A 17,502-nucleotide genomic window follows, 5' to 3' on the forward strand; every position below is an offset into this window, starting at 1 on the left:
GCCGGGCCGTCATCGCCCGTCGTACCCCGCCGTCGGCATCGACAGCCTGCGGTGGACCCGTGCCTTCATCTGCGCGTCGTACGACGGCTCGGCCCGCCCCACCGTCTCCACGCGCACCCCGCGCCGCGCGCACTCGGCGGTGAACTCCTCCACCGAGGACAGGGCGCGCTCCAGCACGCGCCGACTGGGTGCCACGAACACGTCCACGCCGGGCCGGACCCCGTCCCACAGTGCGCAATGGTCGAAACGGAGGCCGCCGACGAGGAGTTCCCGTACGACCACGTAGCCGTGTTCCGCCGCCCAGCGGGCACACATGGCGTGCTGGCTGCGAGAGTCCACCAGGAAGGGATCGGCCTCCAGTTCCTCCAGTGGCGTCAGGCTCGCGATGGCGGTGACCCGCACCGGCGCGAGCCCGCCGGAGGCACCCCGCAGCTGTCCCATGGCGTCCCCCTCACCTCCGGGTTTCGCCGCCGACCCTACTCCTGCCCGTAGGCTTCGGGGGAGTCGCGCGAAGGAGGCGAAGAAGGTGCCGGTGGAGATCACCTGGTGGGGTCACGCCACCTGCACGCTCCAGGACTCGAACATACGGGTGCTCACCGATCCCCTGTTCGCCCGCCGGCTCGCGCATCTGCGCCGCCGCCGGGGCGCCGTACCCCCCGCCGAGGCCCACCGCGCGGACCTGGCGGTCGTCTCCCATCTGCACGCCGACCATCTGCACCTGCCCTCGCTGGCCGCACTCGCCCCGGGCACGCGCCTGCTCGTGCCCCGGGGCGCACCACGGGCGGTACCGGGGCTGCGCCGGCTGCGGCAGCTACGGATCACCGAGGTGGCCCCGGGCGACGAAGTGCGGGTCGGGGACCTCCTGGTGCGGGCGGTGCCCGCACAGCACGACGGGCGTCGGCTGCCGGTCGGCCCGCACCGCTCCCCCGCTCTCGGGTACGTCGTCGAGGGCGAGGCACGCACCTACTTCGCCGGGGACACGGGCCTGTTCGACACGATGGCCGAGCAGGTCGGGCCGGTGGACGTGGCGCTGCTGCCGGTGGGCGGCTGGGGGCCGTACCTCGGTGAGGGGCACCTGGACGCGGGCCGCGCGGCCCGGGCGCTGGCCCGGCTGGCGCCGCGCCTGGCGGTGCCGGTGCACTACGGGACCTACTGGCCGATCGGCATGGACGCGGTGCGCCCGCACGAATTCCACGCCCCGGGCGAGGAGTTCGTACGCCTTGCTGCCGCCACCGCGCCGCAGGTGGCCGTGCACGAACTCGGGCACGGGGAGAGCGTGCGGCTGGAGGTCGCGCGGTGAGCTGGTGGCCCACCGCCGTCATCCTCGCCGCCGCTTCGGCGAGGCCTGTGTCGCCGCAGTACACACAGCAGGCACTCGGCACTCCGTCGCTGTTCCTGCTGGTGCTGATCGGGGCGCTGGTGCCGGTCGTGCCGACCGGGGCGCTGGTGAGTTCCGCAGCGGTGGTGGCGTTCCATCAGACGGCGCCGTTCTCGCTGGCGCTGGTCTTCGTGACGGCCTCGCTGGCCGCCTTCCTCGGGGACGCGGCGCTGTACTGGCTGGGGCGGCGTGGGATGCGGTCGAGGAACGGCTCGCGCTGGCTGGAGGCGATCCGTTCCCGGGCGCCGGAGGAGCGGCTCGCGCAGGCGCAGGGGAAACTGGCCGACCACGGGGTCGCCGTGCTGGTGTTGTCCCGGCTGGTCCCCGCGGGGCGGATACCGGTCATGCTTGCGTGCCTGATGGCCGAGTGGCCGCTGCGGCGCTTCAGCAGGGGGAACCTGCCGGCGTGTCTGGCTTGGGCGTTGACCTACCAGGTGATCGGGGTCCTCGGTGGGTCCCTGTTCCCGGAGCCGTGGGAAGGTGTTGTCGCCGCGGTGGGGTTGACCCTGGTGATCAGTGCGATCCCGAGTGCGGTGCGGCGCGTTCGGTAGCGCCGTCGGGGGTTCGGTCGTTTTCGGGGGGCGGTTCCGTGTGAGCGGCCGCGCCCCGCGGCGGTACATCGACACATCCCCGTGCCCATCGGGGAGTTCAGTCGAGCACTCGCGAGCCGCCCACCGGCAGATCCCACAGGTCCTCGCGCTCCAGGCCCGCCTTCTCCCAGGCCGCCCTGGCCCGTGTGAGGGGTTCCAGGACCGGCTCCGCCGACAGGATGAACGTGCCCCAGTGCATCGGTGCCATCCTCCTCGCCCCCAGGTCCAGTGTGGCCTGGACCGCCTCCTCCGGGTCGCAGTGGACGTCGCTGAGCCACCAGCGGGGGTCGTAGGCGCCGATGGGCATGAGCGCGAGGTCGATTCCGGGGTAGCGACGGCCGATGCGGGAGAACCAGTGGCCGTAGCCGGTGTCACCGGCGAAGTAGAGGCGCTGTCCGGCGGGGGCGGTGAGGACCCAGCCGCCCCAGAGGCTGTGGCAGGTGTCGGTGAGGGTGCGCTTGGACCAGTGGTGGGCGGGCACGAAGTCGAAGCGGACGCCGGACAGTTCGGCGCCCTCCCACCAGTCCAGCTCGGTGACGCACGTGAACCGGCGCCGCCGGAACCAGCCGCCGAGGCCGGCCGGAACGAACACGGGTGTCTCGCGCGGGAGTCGGCGCAGGGTGGGTGCGTCCAGGTGGTCGTAGTGGTTGTGGCTGATGACGACCGCGTCGACGCGCGGCAGGGTGTCCCACGGGACGCCCACGGGGGTGATACGGGCCGGGGTGCCGAGGATGCGGCGGGACCACACCGGGTCGGTGAGGACGGTCAGCCCGCCCATCTGGACGATCCAACTGGCGTGCCCCGCCCAGGTGACGGCGGCCGTGCGGGTGCCGGTGCGGGGCAGCGGACCGGGTGCGCAGGGAAGTCTGGGGATGTCGGCGAGGCCCTCGGGGCCGGGGCGCACGGCGCCCTCCCGGGCAAAGCGGGCGAGGGCCTTGAGCCCGGGCAGGGGCGCGGTGAGCCGGTCGTGGAAGGTCCGCGGCCAGACGCGGTGTTCGCCCAGCGGACGGGGCTCGGCCAGCGGCGGGAACGGGGGCGCGACGGGGGCCGGGGCCACGGGGGCGCCGACTTCGTGGCTGGTCCTGATGGCGGGCTCGGGCTCGTGCGTCTGCTGCGTCATCGAGGAGGCTCCCGTCGCTGAGCGTCGTCGCGGAGATCGTCGAGGGCCGACCTCAAGGAGATCAACGCGCTGTGCACCTGTGGCAGTTCCAACGGTGAGGGTGACGTGAGGCATTCCGTGCGTTCCTCGTCCGTGCCGTGCAGCAGGGGCCCCGTGGCCAACCGCACGCGCAGTGCCCCGAGGTCGTCGCCGAAGCGGTGGCCACCGGGCGCGGACATGCCGAGCCGGGCGGAGAGGAAGTCCTCCAGTTCCTGGGCGTCGGCGACGCCCTGCTCGGCGAGCGCTTCGCGCAGCGGGCCGAGGTCGACGTACAGGTGCCGGCCGGCCTGTGGCGGCCGGGCGAGCGCGCCGGCCGCGACGACCACGCTGTGCGCGGCGGCGGCCACACGCGCGTGGAGGCGTACGGCGGCCTCGCGGCGCTCGGTGACGGGCTCGGGTTCGTCGAGGGCGTACCCGGCCGCGGCGGCGACCGGTGCGGCGATCCGGGCGCCGAGCGCGGTGAGGATGTCGAGCACGCGCGCGTGCAGCCGCTCCCCCTCCGCACCGGTGGGGAAGCGGGCGACGGCGGCGGGCCAGCCGACCGGCAGCAGGGCGCCGGCCAGGTCGGTGACGACGGTGACCCGGTCGGGCAGCATCTCGGCGGGGCTGAGCAGCACGGTCTGGTGCGGGTCGTGCAGGGTGTCGCGCCAGGTCTCGTCGCTGACCAGGTGCAGACCCTCGGCCGCCGCCGCCTCGACGGTCTCGTGCAGCAGCTCGGGCGGGGCGACGGTCGCGGTGGGATCGTCGGCGACGGACAGCACCAGCAGCCGGGGATCCCCGCCCTCGGTACGGACCCGGCGGACGGTCTCCAGCAGGGCGTACGGGTCGGGGACGCCGCCGCTCTCGGCGGGGGTCGGCACGTAGAAGACGGGCCTGCCGAGCAGGCGGGCGTACGGCGCCCACCAGGAGGCACACGGGCGGGGCACCAGCACGTCACCGCCGTCGCCGGAGAGCGCGGCGGTCAGGGCGAGCAGCAGGGCAGGGGCACCGGGTCCGGCGGCCACCCGGTCGGGAGCGCAGGGCAGTCCGCGCCGGGTCCAGTAGCCGCACGCCGCCTCCAGCAGGGCGGGGGCGCCGCCGAGGGGCTGGGCCTCGGCGCGGCTCGCTGCGGCGGCGAGGCAGGCGGAGAGTTCGGGGAGGACGGGCAGGCCGTCGCCGGGCAGGGGCGGCCCATAGCGGACGGGTCCGTGTCCTTCCGGGTCCGTCCGCCGCATGTCCGCCTCCGCGCAGTCCGTGGTGCCGTGTGGTGTTCCCGTCCGGGCCGTGCTCTCCTCGTCGGCTGCTCCTGTGGTGCCTGCTGCGTGGCTGGTGCGTCCGGTGCCTGCTGGTGCCTGCTGGTGCCTGCTGGTGCCCTCGGGATGGTGTGTACCCGGCGGACGGCCCTCCATGGCCCGCGGTCCGATGTGTTCAGTTGATCCAGGTTTGCCCCGGGCGCCCGGGTCCGGCCTCCCGTCAGCTGTTCGCAGCCCTCGTGCGGCCGTGCAGCCGGTAGACGGCGCCTGCGCAGGCGGCGGCGATCAGCACCCCGCCGGCGACCAGCGCCGGCACCGAGTCGGTGAAGGTGCCGCCCGCCCCGGCCGCGACCCCGCTCTGCACGGTCGCCGGGGAGCACTCGTCGTCGCCGTCGTGGTGATCGCGGCAGCCGTCTCCGCCGGAGCAGCTGGTGCCGTGGGAGTTCTCGCACCCCTGGTCTCCGGTGCAGGCCCGGGCCGCCGCGCACTGCTGTCCGTCGCCGCGGCACTCCGGCTCCCGGCACTGCGCGGGCCCGTCGGGGCACTTCTCCCCCTCGCGGCACTGCGCGGGCCCGTCGCTACAGGTCCGCGTGCCCTCCTCACACTCGCGTCCCTGGCCTTGGCCTTGGTCCTGGCCCTGGCCTTGGTCCTGGCCCTGGCCTTGGTCCTGGCCCAGCCCTTGCCCCTGGCCGAGCCCCTGGTCCTGGCCCTGTCCCAGCCCTTGCCCCTGGCCCGGATCCTGCGCCGCCCCCGTCTCCGGCCGCAGTCCCTGCGCCGACTCCGACTCCCTGGCCGGCCCCGGCGTCTGCCCTTGCTGCTGGGTCAGTCCCGGCGTCTGCCCCGGTTCCTGGACCAGTCCGGGCGTCACCCCCTGCTCCGGGACCAGTGCCGGCGTCTCCCCCGGCTCCTGCCCGTCGCCGCACTGCCCGGTGGCGTCGAGGGAGTCGAGTGCCTGCCCGGTGAGAGCGCCGCAGGACGCGGACACGGTGAGCGTGCCGCCGGGCTTGGCGGTGCCGGCGCTCGCCGCGGACGCGGGATGCGCGGACGCGGGATGCGCGGACGCGGGATGCGCGGACGCGGCGGGCCCGGCTATGGCGAACGCGGCCCCTGCCAGGACGGCGACGGACAGGGCACGAGCGGTGCGGCGCATGGGGCGGGCTCCTCGACGGACGGCGGAACTGCGGGACGGTGGAGACGACGGCCGGGCGCTGCGGCCGCGGGACACGGCTCTCGCACCCTCGCTGCCATCACAGCCCGCCGGACGCCGCACCGCGCGCGGCCGGACCCCATTCGCGGGACGCGAACGGCCTAACGGGTGACTCCGGGACGGCCTCGGCGAGCCTGCGCGACGGTCGTCGCCGGTACCGTCCACGCAGGTTTTCCAGCCCCCCTGCCGGTGACTCGGTAGGTGCTGACCGGATCGTCCGCTTCGCACCGCACCGGGGAGATCTCTTCATGAGCACAAAGGTCGCCGATCACATCCTCGAGCGCCTGCGCGCTTGGGGCGTGGAACAGGTCTTCGCTTATCCCGGGGACGGGATCAACGGACTGCTCGCCGCCTGGGGGCGGGCCGAGGACCAGCCGCGTTTCATCCAGTCCCGGCACGAGGAGATGTCCGCCTTCGAGGCAGTCGGGTACGCGAAGTTCAGCGGCCGGCTCGGGGTGTGCGCGGCGACCTCCGGACCCGGCGCGATCCATCTGCTGAACGGCCTGTACGACGCCAAGCTGGACCATGTGCCCGTGCTGGCGATCGTCGGCCAGACCAACCGGACCGCGATGGGCGGCTCCTACCAGCAGGAGGTGGACCTGCACACGCTGTTCAAGGACGTCGCCTCGGAGTTCGTGGAGACGGTGATGGTGCCCGAGCAGCTGCCGAACGTGCTGGACCGGGCGATCCGCACGGCCTACGCCCGGCGCTGCCCGACCGCGCTGATCATCCCCGGTGATGTGCAGGAGCTGGACTACTCGCCGCCCACGCACGAGTTCAAGATGGTGCCCTCCAGCCTGGGCATGAGCGACTACACGGCGGTCCCCACGGACGACGCGCTGCGCCGGGCGGCGGACGTGCTGAACGCGGGCGACAAGCCGGCCATCCTGATCGGGCAGGGTGCCGCCGGGGCGGTCGTGGAGGTGCAGGAGATCGCCGAGCTGCTCGGCGCGGGCGTCGCCAAGGCGCTGCTCGGCAAGGACGTACTCAGCGACGAGCTGCCCTACGTCACCGGGCCGATCGGCCTGCTGGGCAGCAGGCCGTCGTACGAGATGATGCGGGACTGCGACACGCTGCTGACGATCGGCTCGTCGTTCCCGTACACCCAGTTCATGCCGGACTTCGGCAAGGCGCGCGGGGTGCAGATCGACATCGACCCGCACATGGTCGGCATGCGGTATCCCTACGAGGTGAACCTCGTCGGCGACGCGAAGGCCACCCTGCAGCGGCTGATCCCGCTGCTGCAGACCGATCGCGGCGGGCGCGAGTGGTACGACACCGTGTGCGCCAACGTGAAGCGCTGGCACGAGACGATGGAGCGGCGGGCCGGACTGTCGGCCGACCCGATCAACCCCGAGTACGTGGCCCGGGCACTGGACCCGCTGCTGCCGGACAACGCGATCCTGACCTCCGACTCCGGTTCGGTCGCGAACTGGTACGCACGGCACATCACCATGCGGCCGGGCATGCGCGGTTCACTGTCCGGAACGCTGGCGACGATGGGCCCGGGGGTCCCGTACGCGATCGGCGCGAAGTTCGCGCACCCGGACCGACCGGTGATCGCGCTGGTCGGCGATGGTGCGATGCAGATGAACGGCCTGGCGGAGATGATCACCGCGGCCAAGTACCGGGACCGCTGGTCGGATCCACGGCTGGTGGTGGGCGTCTGGAACAACCGCGACCTGAACCAGGTGACCTGGGAGATGCGCGCGATGGAGGGCTCCCCCTCCTTCCTGCCGTCCCAGGAGATCCCTGACGTGCAGTACGCGGCGTTCGCCCGCTCGCTGGGCCTGACCGGCGTCCGGGTGGAGAAGGCCGAGGAGGTCGAGGCCGGCTGGCGGGCGGCCCTGGAGGCCGACGGACCGGCCGTGATCGAGTTCCTCACCGACCCCGCCGTACCGCCGATCCCGCCGCACGCCACCTGGGAGCAGATGGAGGCGACCGCCACGTCGATCCTCAAGGGCGACGCGGACCGTGGTTCGATGATCAGGCAGGGGCTGAAGGCGAAGGTGCAGGAGTTCCTGCCGAGCCGGGGCAAGCACTAGCGCGAAACGTCGGGTGGTGAACGGCGTCCAACAGTTCACCGTCGGGAGAGCCCGGCACAGCAGCGCCCCCGCCCGAGGAGAGAGCGCCCCTTGAGATCAGTGCGTCACAGGGGGCGCCGGGTATCGGCAACGGCACAGTTCCAGCGCCACGGACGAGGTCCGGAAGGCCGGCCGGGCCTTCTCACCCGTGGTACAGCACGCGGACGACGATCGTGTCCGGCGTCAGGCCACCTTCGAGGCCTGGCAGGCGTTCGCCTCCGGGCACCCGCCGGTGCACCCGGCGAGTCACTTCTGGGCCAGGCACTTCGCGGCCCCCGAGGGCTACCCCGGAATGCAGGCCGTGGAGGACTACCGGACCCAGCCGGCGCTGCTCGCCGGGAGTGAAGTGGCGGTTGTAGTCGTACGGAGCCATAGCGGCACCGATCGCCTCGGGCACATCACCCGGGGCACACCGGGGGACAGACACGGTGACTCGTTCTTTCGCCATGGCCCTTGTGGCTCTCTCTCCTCGTTCTCTGCTCACGCCGGGTGCCAATGCCGCCACACCGACGTGGACCGCTGGTGGCAGTTCTTCCTCCGCAGATTCGACCTGGGGCACACCTTCAGGCTCCTGAAGCAGACCCTCGGCTGGACGGCACCGAAGGTCCGCCACGCCGACAGCGCCGATCTGTGGACCTGGCTCATCATCACACCCGCCTTGCGCCATCGACCAAGTTCCCGGCCACCACCCGAAAGAGGCGTAGCCCCGGGCCTTCGAAGATCGTTGGGCGGTATGCACAAGAACACTGCTCAACTCGAGAGGACCTCCCTTGTCGAATCTCCGGACGCGGGCGCTCGCCCGGCGCGCGACAGGCGTGGCCATGGCCGCGATCACGACCTTCCTGCTCCAAGGAGCCCCGGCGTCGGCGACGGCTGCCGCGGAACCGCCGGTCGCGGGCACCTACTGCACGCCGTGGGAGGGCCACTACGGCGCGAAGAACTGGACCTACGCCGATGCCCGTGTGTGCCTCGTCGTCGATGCCTCGCAGAAAGCCCACGTCAGGGGCGAGACCGACACGAACACCTACTACTGGGGCGCCGCCTGGTACAACGCCAGCAGCAACTACCCGGCCAACTGGCGCGCCACGGGAACGGTGAGCAACTCCAAGGGCAAGGTGCTGTCGTACGACACGTACCTGGTCAGCCAGACGTCCCGCACCGGCTCGAAGGACGACATGATCAACGTCGGCACTCTGTCGGAATGCGGCGAGTACACCGTCAGCATGCGGTTCTTCCAAAACGGGGCGTACTGGACGGACGGCCCCTCCATCGACTCGGGGGAGCGCACCTACCAGATCGCGGTGCCCTGCTCCTGAGTCGACCGCGCGTCTGCCGCGCCGCCGCCCCGGGGCGGCGGCACTCGTACGCCCAGACGGGGCTTCGGCCTTGCTCCCCAAGGCCGAACGGCACGTTCTTCGGACATCGGCTGAGGACATCCGGCCGTACGACCATGGCACCGAAGGCGCGACGCCGTGCCCGGGCCAGCTTCCAAGGTCAAGATCAATCTCATCGATACTGGCTGCTCCGTTGGTCCCCACGGCCGCGCTTCTGCCACTTTTCGGCGCCTGAGCCCCATGGGTTTCCGTTCGGGGAACGGCCACAGTGACCGACTGGACGGTTGCAGAAGGCGACGACATTGACGGCGTGGGTCGGCGTGAAGCCGATGAGAGACTCCTGATCGACTTCATCGGCGTGCTCGGCCTCGGATATGGACTCGTCGCCGATGCCGGGCCCCATGACGGAGACCAGGACAGGCCGTCTTCCGTCGACGCCCCCGGGCTCCGAGATGCCGAGGCTCTCCGTGTGAATGTTCAGGTCGTACTCGCCGACCCGCTTCTCCTCGAACCGCGCCGAGGAGCGAACCAGAAGGTCGCGGAGCCGCTGAATCGCCGCGCGGGGGACGGCCTCTGCCAACTCGACCACCAACACCGGTAACTACGGCGCCGTAGACGTCATCCACGTGGCCCGTCCGCTGAGCTTTACGGAACCCGCCATGTTTGCGGGGATGTGGGCCACGAGCGAGCCGGTGCGGCTCTCGCCCGGCTTCAGCGTGCCGTAGGCGCACTTAAAGGCGGTACCTGACGAGGTACAGGGTTCTGAGATCTTGATGACCCGGAGATTCTGGGGCTGCAGCTCATGGGTCACAACGAGCTCATCGACCGGCTCCTGGCCGTTGGTCACCGTCCACGACCAGGTGGCGGTGTCCCCGTCATCGGAGATTTCCGGGGCCCCGTAAGTGAGGCCGACCGTCGCCTCGGCGTGCGCCGACGGCACGTTCACCACGAGGGTCAACGCAGTCACGGCGGCCGCGAGCGCGGAGCGCAGCAGGCGCCGGTAGGGGCGGTTCAGTTTCATGATCTACCCAACGCCACCGGCGCATGACGGTCACGGGGAAGCTGAAGCTGGTGGTGTTTTAGCTCCGTCGCCGTCTTCGGCCTGCCGGCCGGGGTGCAGCGTGCGCCGTCCGTCGGCGCCACCGGCCCGGTGCTGCCCGAGGCTGGGCAAAGGCGCAGCGGCTCGACTCGTCACCAAGGGTGATTACCGGCAAAGCCGAACGGTTCGCCGGACTCGCGGAGCGGAAGATCGTGGGAGCAGAGAGCTGCTGCCTCTGACTCCCTGCCCCGTCCTCATCGACGGCTGTTACACGACGGCCCTACCGGGTACGCGTCTGCGCACTGAACGGTTCGGTGCGCACAGGGGGCAATCGTTGGTGTGCGGAAAACAGTTCTCCCAGGTCACCGGCTTGGCCACCGAACTCGTTCGCGTCGTTCGACAAAACGGCCGGTTTCCGGCCGTCGGACCCGGTGTCGGCCTCCGGGCCGCCGGGTACGCGGTGCGGACCCCGAAGATCTGGAGTGAGACATGCAGCGAGGCAGTGACCGGCTGAACGTCCACCGGGACGACGAGATGAAGCACGAGCTGAAGGGCCTGCTCCGGTCCGGGCACCCGACGCGCGTCGAGGAGTGGCACGATCCGGAACCGGCCGCCGACGACGACCCGGAGGTCTGGAGCGGGCCGGTGGGCGGTCTGGGATCGCCGGCGTCCCTGGAGCGGGTGCGGCTGGAACTGGCCCGGCACCTGAGCCGGCACGCCTTCCCGGCGAACGCCGCGGACGTGGCCCGGGCCCTGCGCCGCGGCAACGCGCCCGGCGGGTTGGTCGACGCGGTGGCCCGGCTCCCGCGCTCGGAACGGTACGCCAATGTGCAGGAGCTGGCCGAGGCGCTGGTGGGCGAGTGAGCCGGAGCCAGGCCGCGCAGATCGCCACGACCGGCACCACGGTCGACGTCGGGGAGGCCACCACGCGGTTCCTGCTGTACGGGCTGCTGCCCGGCTGGTTCTTGCCCGGTCTGGCGGACTGGGCGATGCACCGGCGCACCCGGATCGAGCACACCGCGGGGACGAAGGAGTCCCTGATCCACTCCCTGATGATGGCCGAGGTCGGCGTGCCCATCGCGTTGACCCTGCGCTACGAGATCAATCCCCTGCTGCTGACCGTGCAGCTCGGCGCGGCGGCGGTGCACGAGGCGACGGCGCTGTGGGACGTGCGCACCGCTGTGGACAGCGACCGTGAGGTCAAACCCCTGGAGCAGCACATCCACAGCTTCCTCGAGGCGCTGCCGTTCGGGGCGCTGGCCTCGCTGATGTGCCTGCACTCCGACCAGGTGCGGTCGCTGCTGCGGCGCGGGCGTGGCGATCCGGACGCCTGGCGCCTGGTGCCGCGCCGGCGCCCGCTGTCGCCCGGCTATCTGGCGGGCATCGGCCTCGCGATCGGCGCCTGCGTGCTCCTGCCGTACGGCGAGGAGCTGCTGCGCTGCGGGCGCGCGGCCGGGGCGAGGAAGCGGCGCGCGCGGGCCGAGAGGGCCGTTTTCGGTACTGCGAAAGGAAGTGAGGAGTCATGCGTATCGCGTTTCTGGTCGCGCCCGAGGGCGTCGAGCAGGTCGAGCTGACCGAGCCGTGGAAGGCGGCCTCCGACGCCGGGCACGAACCGGTGCTGGTGTCGACGGAGTCCGGGAAGATCCAGGCGTTCAACCATCTGGACAAGGCGGACACCTTCCCCGTGGACGAGGTCGTGGGCGAGGCGTCGGCCCAGTCGTTCGGCGGGCTGGTCCTGCCGGGCGGGGTGGCCAATCCGGACTTCCTGCGGATGGACGAGAAGGCCGTCGCGTTCGTGAAGGACTTCTTCGACCAGGGCCGTCCGGTGGCCGCCATCTGCCACGCGCCGTGGACGCTGGTGGAGGCGGACGTCGTGCGGGGCCGGGTGCTGACGTCGTGGCCGAGCCTGCGGACGGACATCCGCAACGCGGGCGGCACCTGGGTGGACGAGCGGGTGAAGATCTGCGACCACGGCTCCAACCAGCTGGTCACCAGCCGCAAGCCGGACGATCTGAAGGCGTTCTGCGACACGTTTCTGCACGTGTTCGCCGGCGAGGTGGGCTGACCCACCGCCCCGAACCGCGCCCGGGCCGGCCCGCCTCACCGCGGGCCGGCCCTTTCGCGTGGGACCGCCTCAGGTGCCCGACGCGCCCGGAGTCGCCGCCTCGCCGCAGCTGCGCTCACGGGCGCCCTCGCGGGTGCGGCCCGCGCTGACCAGGCGGCGCGGGTTGCGGCGCAGGTACTCGCCCTCCAGCTGCGCCATGCGCTCGTTGTGGGCCCGCAGCGCGTCGTTCGATCCGTACAGGAGCGTGTCGTGGCGCGTGCGGTGGATCGTCTCCAGCTCTTTCATGAGCTGCTGGTCGTCCAGTCGGCTGGGGTCGACTCCGGTCATGGTGGTGCCCCGCTCGTCGTGGTCGTTCATGGGGTCCGAGTACCCGCCCGGCATGCACTGACCCGAGCGTTTTCCGGGAGGGAGCCGTGGAGCTCGCGTAGCTCGCGTTCCTCCACCCACTGTACGAACATCCCGGCCCCCGGGCCTCCGCATGCGTCGCCCCCTGCCGGCCCGCAGGTGCGCAGCGCGCCGGTGCGGCGGTGCGCCGGTGCGGCGGTGCGCCGGTGCGGCGGGAGAGCCTGTGACCCCCGGCAGGGCTACCGGGCCCGTTGCACCCGGCGTTCGTCCCAGACGGGCTCCGGGGTCTCGCGGACGCGGCCGTCACTGCCGAAGACCAGGAAGCGGTCGAAGGAGCGGGCGAACCAGCGGTCGTGGGTGACCGCGAGAACCGTGCCGTCGAAGGCCTCCAGGCCCTCCTGGAGGGCTTCGGCGGACTCCAGGTCGAGGTTGTCGGTCGGCTCGTCCAGCAGCAGCGCGGTGACTCCCTGCAGTTCCAGCAGGAGGATCTGGAAGCGGGCCTGCTGGCCCCCGGAGAGCCGGTCGAAGGGCTGTTCGGCCTGGCCGGTGAGCTCGTAGCGGCGCAGCCGGGACATGGCCGCGCCGCGGTCCTGGGCGTGCTCCTTCCACAGGATGTCGAGCAGGGTACGGCCCCGCAGCTCGGGGTGGGCGTGGGTCTGGGCGAAGTGGCCGGGCACGACTCGCGCACCGAGTCTGAATTCCCCTGTGTGCGCCACGTCCTCGCCGGCGAGCAGCCTGAGGAAGTGCGACTTGCCCGAGCCGTTGGAGCCGAGCACGGCGACCCGTTCGCCGTAGAAGACCTCCAGGTCGAAGGGGTTCATCAGGCCGGTCAGCTCAAGGCCCTTGCAGGTGACGGCCCTTACGCCGGTGCGCCCGCCCTTCAGGCGCATGGTGATGTCCTGCTCGCGCGGCGGCTCGGGCGGCGGCCCCACCTCCTCGAACTTGCGCAGACGGGTCTGCGCGGCCTGGTAGCGGGAGGCCATCTCGTGGCTGACCGCGGCGGCCTGACGCAGGTTCAGGACGAGCTTCTTCAGCTGGGCGTGCTTCTCGTCCCAGCGGCGGCGCAACTCCTCGAAGCGGGCGAAGCGTTCGCGGCGGGCCTCGTGGTAGGTGGCGAAGCCGCCACCGTGCACCCAGGCGTCGGCGCCGGCCGGCCCGGGCTCCACGGAGACGATCTTCTCGGCGGCGCGGGCGAGGAGTTCACGGTCGTGGGAGACGAACAGGACCGTCTTGCGGGTCTCCCTCAGCTGCTGTTCCAGCCATCGCTTGCCGGGGACGTCCAGGTAGTTGTCCGGCTCGTCCAGCAGCAGCACCTCGTCGGTGCCGCGCAGCAGCGCCTCCAGGACGAGGCGTTTCTGCTCGCCGCCGGAGAGGGTGCGCACCTGCCGCCACTGCGCCTGCTCGTACGGCACACCGAGTGCGGCCGTGGTGCACATGTCCCACAGCGTCTCGGCCTCGTAGCCGCGCACCTCGGCCCAGTCGGCGAGGGCCTGGGCGTAGGCGAGCTGGGCTGCCTCGTCGTCGACGGTCATGATGGCGTGCTCGGCCAGGTCCACGGCCTTCGCCGCCTCGCGGATGCGCGGCGGGGCGACGGAGACGAGCAGGTCGCGTACGGTCGTCTCGTCCCGGACGGAGCCCACGAACTGGCGCATCACGCCGAGGCCGCCGCTGACGGTGACCGTGCCGCCGTGCGGTTTCAGCTCGCCGGAGATCAGCCGGAGCAAGGTGGTCTTGCCGGCGCCGTTCGGGCCGACAAGGGCGACGGCCGCGCCTTCGCCGACCCGGAAGGAGACATCGCCGAGCAGCGTCCTGCCGTCGGGGAGGTGGTATTCGAGGTGCGCGGCTTCCAGATGTCCCATGAGGGGGCATTCTCCGGGGCGGCCCCGACCCTGGGCAAACGCTTATCCGGCAGCGTCCAGGGGCTCTCCGGCCGGGCCGCCCTCCCCCGCGGGTACGACGGTGGCGCCTTCCCAGGACAGTGCCTTCCACCCGTCGGCCGGCGAGCCCTCCAGGATCACCACACCGGTGTTGCGCAGCGGGCGGGCGGCGGCGAAGGCCACGTCGACGTTGGCGGCGCGGGCGGCGGTCCACATGCGGATGGCGGCGCCGTGGCTGACCATGGCGACGGTGACCGCGCCGCTCGCGGCGGCCTCGGCGATCACGGCGTCGTACCGGGCCAGTGCCTCCTCGCCGCTCTCCCCGCCGGGGATCCTGAGCGACGGGTCCCCGGCCGCCCACGCGAACACCGTGCGCAGGTACAGCCGGCCCTCCGGGGAGTCGCCGGGCCGCATCTCCAGGTCGCCTGCGGACACCTCGCGGATGCCGGCGCGGACGATCACTTCCAGGTCCCGTGCGGCGGCCAGCGGGGCGGCGGTGAGCCGGGTGCGCAGCAGGGTGGAGGCGTAGACGGCCTCGATGTCCTCGCCGGCGAGTGCCTCGGGCAGGGCGGCGGCCTGCCGTTCGCCGAGCGGGGTCAGGCCCGGGCCGGGTACGCCGGTGTCCAGCAGATGGTCCAGGTTGGACGGGGTCTGACCGTGGCGGACGAGGAGCAGGCGCATCCGGGGTTTCCTCCCGCGTCGGCCAGGCAATCGGCGTACACGGACACAAGAAGGGGCTGCTTCAGGGTAACCGCACCCCATGAGCGCAGACGTCGACCTGACCGCCGTCCCGAAGACCGGCCGGCACGCCCTGCGGTGGCTGCTCGCCGCCGACTCCCGGCTGTTCGAGGCGGCCGCGGCATGGCACTGGCCCGGTGCCGAGCGGGTGCTGCCGAAGCTGAGCCGGAGCGCGAACCACGGGGTGCTGTGGTTCGCGACGGCCGCCGTGATCGCGGCCAGCCGCACCCCGCGGGCGCGGCGGGCCGCCACTCGCGGGGTCGCCTCCCTGAGCCTGGCCTCTCTGGCAATCAACACCCTCGGCAAGCGGTCCGTGCGCCGCGCCCGGCCCGTGCTGGATCCGGTGCCGCTGGCCCGGCAGCTGAAGCGGCAGCCGATCACCACGTCCTTCCCGTCGGGTCACGCGGCGTCGGCCGCCGCCTTCGCGACCGGCGTGGCCCTGGAGTCGCCGGCCTGGGGAACGGTGGTGGCGCCGGTGGCGTTCTCCGTGGCCATGTCCCGGGTCTACACGGGCGTGCACTTTCCGAGCGACGTGCTCGCCGGGGCGGCGCTGGGCGCGGGCGCGGCGTTCGCCGTCCGAGGCCTGGTGCCGACCCGAGCCCAGATCACGCCGGCGCCGCGGCCACGTGCCGAGGCGCCGGCCCTGCCCGAGGGCGACGGCCTCGTGGTCGTCGCCAACCGCGCCTCGGGCACCTCCGACCGGGTGGGCGTGCTGCGCGAGGCACTGCCCAAGGCGGAGGTCCTGGAGTGTGAGCCCCAGGACGTGAGGGCGGAGCTGGAGAGGGCGGCCGTGCGGGCGAGGGCGCTCGGGGTGTGCGGGGGCGACGGGACGGTGAACGTGGCGGCCTCGGTCGCGCTGCGGCACGGCCTGCCCCTGGCGGTGGTGCCCGGAGGCACACTGAACCACTTCGCCTACGACCTGCGCCTGGAGGATGAACGCAAGGTGGCCGACGCCGTCCGCCGGGGCGAGGCGGTCCGCGTGGACGTCGGCCGGTTCGTCGCCGGGGACCAGGAGGGCATCTTCGTCAACACGCTCAGTCTGGGCGTCTACCCGGAGCTGGTGCGCGTACGGGACCGCTGGTCGTCCCGGATCGGCGGCTGGCCGGCCGGGGTGCTCGGAGCGCTGAAGGTGCTGCGCTCCGACGGGCATCCGCTGGAGGTCGTGCTCGGCGGGCAGCGCCGGCCGCTGTGGCTGCTGTTCGTGGGCAACGGCGTCTACCACCGCATGGGGCTCGCGTCCGGTCGCCGCAAGGACCTGGCGGACGGACTGCTGGACGTGCGGGTCGTGCACGGCAGCCGCAAGCCCGCGCTGCGGCTGCTGGCAGCGGCGGCGGCCGGTCCGCTCACCCGTTCACCCGCCCATGCGGCGGTGCAGCTGAACCGGCTGCGGCTGACCGGCCTCGCCCCCGGGACCCCCCTGGCCTACGACGGCGAGGTGACCGAGGTCAGGGGCGACGTGCTGGTGGAGAAGCTGCCCGAGGCGCTGACCGTGTACCGCCCCCTCTCCTGACCGTCCATATTCTGATATACGGGTCTCATCATTCGGCATGGACGCGTACCGTTCGACGTACCGCGCCACCGGGCCGCAGGCCCCCGGCCGGTCCATCGACGAGGGGCGAAGGGGCACAGCCATGCCGAAAGCGCAGGAGACCGCCGTCTACACGCACGGCCACCACGAGTCGGTGCTGCGGTCCCACACCTGGCGGACCGCCGCCAACTCCGCGGCCCATCTGCTCGGCGTGCTCAAGCCCCACATGAAGATCCTGGACATCGGCTGCGGCCCGGGCACCATCACCGCCGACCTGGCGGAACTGGTGCCCGACGGCCACGTCACCGGCGTCGACCACGCGCCCGGCATCCTGCGCCAGGCCCGGGAGACCGCCGCCGGGCGCGGCCTGGCCAATGTGGACTTCGCGGTCGCCGACGTCCACGCCCTGGACTACCCCGACGAGACGTTCTGCGTGGTCCACGCCCACCAGGTGCTCCAGCACGTCGGCGACCCGGTGCAGGCGCTGCGCGAGATGCGCCGGGTGACGAAACCGGGCGGGTACATCGCCGTACGGGACGCCGACTACGCTGCCATGACCTGGTATCCGGCGGTGCCGGGCCTCGACGACTGGCTGGACCTGTACGAGCGGGTCGCCCGGGCCAACGGCGGCGAGCCGGACGCCGGGCGCCGGCTGAGGGCCTGGGCGCTGGCCGCCGGACTGAGGGACATCACGGCCGGCTCCAGCACCTGGACGTTCGCCACGCCCGAGGAGCGGGCCTGGTGGAGCGGCCTGTGGGCGGACCGCACCCTCGCCCCGGACTACGCCGAGCGGGCCACGGAGGGCGGCCACGCGACACCGGAACTCCTGAGGGCCGCGTCCGAGGCGTGGCGGGAGTGGGGCCGGCGGGAGAAGGGCTGGTTCACGGTGCTGCACGGGGAGATCCTGTGCCGTAAAGAAGCGTGAA

General features: G+C 72.5%; 18 protein-coding genes. 9 read left to right on the plus strand and 9 right to left on the minus strand.

The features are described 5' to 3' along the window. Positions 1–9 precede the first annotated feature (9 nt). Positions 10–441, minus strand: coding sequence for a hypothetical protein (locus ACFZDC_RS09630; RefSeq protein ID WP_391321895.1), 432 nt, complete (start codon positions 439–441; stop codon positions 10–12). An 85-nt stretch (positions 442–526) separates the two neighbouring features. On the opposite strand from ACFZDC_RS09630, the gene ACFZDC_RS09635 reads away from it, so the two are divergent. Both ACFZDC_RS09635 and ACFZDC_RS09640 read left to right on the plus strand, forming a co-directional pair. Further along, positions 527–1,300 (plus strand): MBL fold metallo-hydrolase, encoded by a 774-nt coding sequence (locus tag ACFZDC_RS09635; protein ID WP_391321897.1) that lies wholly within the window; start codon positions 527–529, stop codon positions 1,298–1,300. Next, entirely contained in the window at positions 1,297–1,929 is a 633-nt protein-coding gene (locus tag ACFZDC_RS09640; RefSeq protein ID WP_391321899.1) for a VTT domain-containing protein, read from the plus strand. Before ACFZDC_RS09635 ends, ACFZDC_RS09640 begins: the two co-directional genes overlap by 4 nt. Before the next feature lie 97 nt (positions 1,930–2,026). Here the strand turns inward: ACFZDC_RS09640 and ACFZDC_RS09645 are convergent, their stop codons facing one another. The 3 genes from ACFZDC_RS09645 to ACFZDC_RS09655 form a co-directional block, all read right to left on the minus strand. Beyond that, complete coding sequence (locus ACFZDC_RS09645; protein ID WP_391321901.1) at positions 2,027–3,088, minus strand: MBL fold metallo-hydrolase; 1,062 nt, start codon at positions 3,086–3,088, stop codon at positions 2,027–2,029. Then, positions 3,085–4,341 (minus strand): aminotransferase class I/II-fold pyridoxal phosphate-dependent enzyme, encoded by a 1,257-nt coding sequence (locus ACFZDC_RS09650; RefSeq protein WP_391321903.1) that lies wholly within the window; start codon positions 4,339–4,341, stop codon positions 3,085–3,087. The genes ACFZDC_RS09645 and ACFZDC_RS09650 overlap by 4 nt, the downstream gene beginning before the upstream one ends. Before the next feature lie 238 nt (positions 4,342–4,579). Further along, positions 4,580–5,509, minus strand: coding sequence for a hypothetical protein (locus ACFZDC_RS09655; protein ID WP_391321905.1), 930 nt, complete (start codon positions 5,507–5,509; stop codon positions 4,580–4,582). A gap of 305 nt (positions 5,510–5,814) precedes the next feature. Here ACFZDC_RS09655 and ACFZDC_RS09660 point away from each other — a divergent pair, with 305 nt between their 5' ends. Next, positions 5,815–7,611, plus strand: coding sequence for a thiamine pyrophosphate-requiring protein (locus tag ACFZDC_RS09660; protein WP_391321906.1), 1,797 nt, complete (start codon positions 5,815–5,817; stop codon positions 7,609–7,611). A gap of 809 nt (positions 7,612–8,420) precedes the next feature. Next, positions 8,421–8,966: a hypothetical protein gene (locus ACFZDC_RS09665; RefSeq protein ID WP_391321908.1), complete on the plus strand. Its 546-nt coding sequence runs from the start codon at positions 8,421–8,423 to the stop codon at positions 8,964–8,966. 190 nt (positions 8,967–9,156) lie between these two features. On the opposite strand, the gene ACFZDC_RS09670 is transcribed toward ACFZDC_RS09665, so the two are convergent. Together ACFZDC_RS09670 and ACFZDC_RS09675 are read right to left on the minus strand one after the other, a co-directional pair. Next, entirely contained in the window at positions 9,157–9,579 is a 423-nt protein-coding gene (locus ACFZDC_RS09670; RefSeq protein ID WP_391321910.1) for a DUF6368 family protein, read from the minus strand. Positions 9,580–9,585: 6 nt separating this feature from the next. After that, entirely contained in the window at positions 9,586–10,005 is a 420-nt protein-coding gene (locus ACFZDC_RS09675; protein ID WP_391321911.1) for a hypothetical protein, read from the minus strand. A gap of 507 nt (positions 10,006–10,512) precedes the next feature. Between ACFZDC_RS09675 and ACFZDC_RS09680 the strand changes: the two genes are divergently transcribed. From ACFZDC_RS09680 to ACFZDC_RS09690, 3 genes are read left to right on the plus strand one after another with little or no spacing between them, the layout of a single operon-like run. Further along, the gene (locus ACFZDC_RS09680) at positions 10,513–10,887 is read left to right on the plus strand and encodes a DUF2795 domain-containing protein (protein ID WP_391321913.1); all 375 of its coding nucleotides are present in this window, start codon (positions 10,513–10,515) and stop codon (positions 10,885–10,887) included. Next, positions 10,884–11,597, plus strand: coding sequence for a diguanylate cyclase (locus ACFZDC_RS09685; RefSeq protein ID WP_391321915.1), 714 nt, complete (start codon positions 10,884–10,886; stop codon positions 11,595–11,597). Before ACFZDC_RS09680 ends, ACFZDC_RS09685 begins: the two co-directional genes overlap by 4 nt. Beyond that, complete coding sequence (locus ACFZDC_RS09690) at positions 11,546–12,088, plus strand: DJ-1/PfpI/YhbO family deglycase/protease (RefSeq protein ID WP_391321917.1); 543 nt, start codon at positions 11,546–11,548, stop codon at positions 12,086–12,088. The genes ACFZDC_RS09685 and ACFZDC_RS09690 overlap by 52 nt, the downstream gene beginning before the upstream one ends. Positions 12,089–12,157: 69 nt before the next feature. Here ACFZDC_RS09690 and ACFZDC_RS09695 read toward each other — a convergent pair whose 3' ends face one another. From ACFZDC_RS09695 to ACFZDC_RS09705, 3 genes are all read right to left on the minus strand, one after another. Beyond that, entirely contained in the window at positions 12,158–12,445 is a 288-nt protein-coding gene (locus ACFZDC_RS09695; RefSeq protein WP_391321919.1) for a DUF6158 family protein, read from the minus strand. 227 nt (positions 12,446–12,672) lie between these two features. Further along, positions 12,673–14,292 (minus strand): ATP-binding cassette domain-containing protein, encoded by a 1,620-nt coding sequence (locus ACFZDC_RS09700; RefSeq protein WP_391321921.1) that lies wholly within the window; start codon positions 14,290–14,292, stop codon positions 12,673–12,675. Positions 14,293–14,334: 42 nt separating this feature from the next. After that, positions 14,335–14,991 carry a histidine phosphatase family protein gene (locus tag ACFZDC_RS09705; protein ID WP_391321923.1) on the minus strand — a complete coding sequence of 219 codons (657 nt, stop codon included), beginning with the start codon at positions 14,989–14,991 and terminating at the stop codon, positions 14,335–14,337. Between the two features lie 79 nt (positions 14,992–15,070). On the opposite strand from ACFZDC_RS09705, the gene ACFZDC_RS09710 reads away from it, so the two are divergent. Beyond that, positions 15,071–16,558, plus strand: coding sequence for a phosphatase PAP2 family protein (locus ACFZDC_RS09710; RefSeq protein WP_391321925.1), 1,488 nt, complete (start codon positions 15,071–15,073; stop codon positions 16,556–16,558). 121 nt (positions 16,559–16,679) lie between these two features. Beyond that, positions 16,680–17,501 (plus strand): methyltransferase domain-containing protein, encoded by an 822-nt coding sequence (locus ACFZDC_RS09715; protein ID WP_391321927.1) that lies wholly within the window; start codon positions 16,680–16,682, stop codon positions 17,499–17,501. The last annotated feature ends 1 nt before the right edge of the window (position 17,502 follow it).

The organism is Streptomyces sp. NPDC007905, from assembly GCF_042959345.1.
Taxonomy (GTDB): Bacteria; Actinomycetota; Actinomycetes; order Streptomycetales; family Streptomycetaceae; genus Streptomyces.

What these genes read in the sequence shown, in the direction of transcription:
- ACFZDC_RS09630 (WP_391321895.1), bottom strand. Translation starts at nt 441, where the DNA reads ATGGGACAGCTGCGGGGTGCCTCCGGCGGGCTCGCGCCGGTGCGGGTC.
- ACFZDC_RS09645 (WP_391321901.1), bottom strand. Translation starts at nt 3,088, where the DNA reads ATGACGCAGCAGACGCACGAGCCCGAGCCCGCCATCAGGACCAGCCAC.
- ACFZDC_RS09650 (WP_391321903.1), bottom strand. Translation starts at nt 4,341, where the DNA reads ATGCGGCGGACGGACCCGGAAGGACACGGACCCGTCCGCTATGGGCCG.
- ACFZDC_RS09655 (WP_391321905.1), bottom strand. Translation starts at nt 5,509, where the DNA reads ATGCGCCGCACCGCTCGTGCCCTGTCCGTCGCCGTCCTGGCAGGGGCC.
- ACFZDC_RS09660 (WP_391321906.1), top strand. Translation starts at nt 5,815, where the DNA reads ATGAGCACAAAGGTCGCCGATCACATCCTCGAGCGCCTGCGCGCTTGG.
- ACFZDC_RS09675 (WP_391321911.1), bottom strand. Translation starts at nt 10,005, where the DNA reads ATGAAACTGAACCGCCCCTACCGGCGCCTGCTGCGCTCCGCGCTCGCG.
- ACFZDC_RS09680 (WP_391321913.1), top strand. Translation starts at nt 10,513, where the DNA reads ATGCAGCGAGGCAGTGACCGGCTGAACGTCCACCGGGACGACGAGATG.
- ACFZDC_RS09690 (WP_391321917.1), top strand. Translation starts at nt 11,546, where the DNA reads ATGCGTATCGCGTTTCTGGTCGCGCCCGAGGGCGTCGAGCAGGTCGAG.
- ACFZDC_RS09695 (WP_391321919.1), bottom strand. Translation starts at nt 12,445, where the DNA reads ATGAACGACCACGACGAGCGGGGCACCACCATGACCGGAGTCGACCCC.
- ACFZDC_RS09700 (WP_391321921.1), bottom strand. Translation starts at nt 14,292, where the DNA reads ATGGGACATCTGGAAGCCGCGCACCTCGAATACCACCTCCCCGACGGC.
- ACFZDC_RS09705 (WP_391321923.1), bottom strand. Translation starts at nt 14,991, where the DNA reads ATGCGCCTGCTCCTCGTCCGCCACGGTCAGACCCCGTCCAACCTGGAC.
- ACFZDC_RS09710 (WP_391321925.1), top strand. Translation starts at nt 15,071, where the DNA reads ATGAGCGCAGACGTCGACCTGACCGCCGTCCCGAAGACCGGCCGGCAC.
- ACFZDC_RS09715 (WP_391321927.1), top strand. Translation starts at nt 16,680, where the DNA reads ATGCCGAAAGCGCAGGAGACCGCCGTCTACACGCACGGCCACCACGAG.